At 63.8% G+C, this 1,228-nt stretch carries 1 protein-coding gene; it reads left to right on the top strand.

Going from position 1 to position 1,228, the window contains the following annotated elements; translation table 11 throughout:
• Positions 1-50 precede the first annotated feature (50 nt).
• Positions 51-1,091, top strand: coding sequence for an IS5 family transposase (locus B9A97_RS29215; RefSeq protein WP_084369335.1), 1,041 nt, complete (start codon positions 51-53; stop codon positions 1,089-1,091).
• Positions 1,092-1,228: the final 137 nt, after the last annotated feature.

The following is a 1,228-nucleotide window of genomic DNA, read 5'->3' as shown; positions in this document are numbered from 1 at the left end:
AAATTCGGCTGATGTGATTCAGTTGGTTTGCAGCGATTTGAGGGGATTTGATGTCTGTTCGACGGGATGGCCAGTTCAGTTTTGTGGATGCGCTGATGCCGCAAGGGGGCGGCGGTCGTCTGGATCGGGTTTCGGGTCTGGTGAAATGGTATCGTTTCGAGAAGCTGCTTTCGCGGCTTCGCGATGAGGCGGGCGCCGGTCGGCCCGCCTATGCGCCGCTGGTGATGTTCAAGGCCTTGCTGCTGCAGTCGCTCTACGGCCTGTCGGATATGGAGCTGGAAGAGGCGCTGCTGGATCGGTTGTCGTTCAAGCGGTTTGTCGGGCTGGCGCTTGACGCGCAGGTGCCGGATCATTCGACCCTGTGCCGCTACCGCAATCTTCTTGTTGATGCCGGGCTGCTGGACAAGCTCTTCGCTGAACTCGACAAACAGCTTGATGCGGCCGGGCTGATCCTGCGGCGCGGCACGATGCTGGATGCCACGGTGATCGAGACCACGGCCGCACGGCCGCCTAGGGGAGGCAATGCGCAGCTTGAGGCTGCGGGGCGGGGAGACACCCCAGCCCCCGACACCCAAGCCACCGACACCCCGGACCTGGCGGCACCCCGCCCAAGCGATCCCGATGCACGCTTTACCCGGCGCAAGGGCACGGCCGGCTCGGCCTATGGCTACAAGGCGCATGTCGGCGTCGATCAGGGCTCGGGCCTGATCCGCAGGGTGATCACCACGCCGGCCAATGTCAACGACACGGTCGTGGCCGACGATCTGATCTGCGGCGACGAGCGGGCGGTTCTGGCCGACAGCGCCTATCACACGCATGCGCGTGAGCGGGCGTTGAGGCAGCATGGGATCAAGCCGCGGCTGATGCGGCGAGCCAACAAGCATCAGCGCAGCCTGCCGCCGCGACTGGCGAAGCTCAATCGCCTCATTGGCCGCCGCAGGGCCGCAGTCGAGACGACCTTTGCGACGCTGAAGCGCCGCATGGGGCTTGGCGTGATCCGCTATCGAGGCCTCGCAAAGGCCAAGGCTCAAGTGCTCATCGCCACCATGGCCTTCAACATGTGCCGCTGGGTCACCCTCACCGCCACATGACCACGGGCGAACTGCGCCCAAAACCCACCCCACGCCAACCCAAACACCCCAAATGCCCGGCAAAACAACAGCCGGGCCACAGAACCGCCGTCTGCAAAAACCAAAATCCCAAAAACTCGGCTTTATGCAACGGTCCC

The organism is Rhizobium sp. RU36D (genome assembly GCF_900176345.1).
Taxonomy (GTDB): Bacteria; Pseudomonadota; Alphaproteobacteria; order Rhizobiales; family Rhizobiaceae; genus Allorhizobium.
Note: the sequence above shows the minus strand (reverse complement) of the source record. Positions and strands in the feature narration are given on the sequence as shown.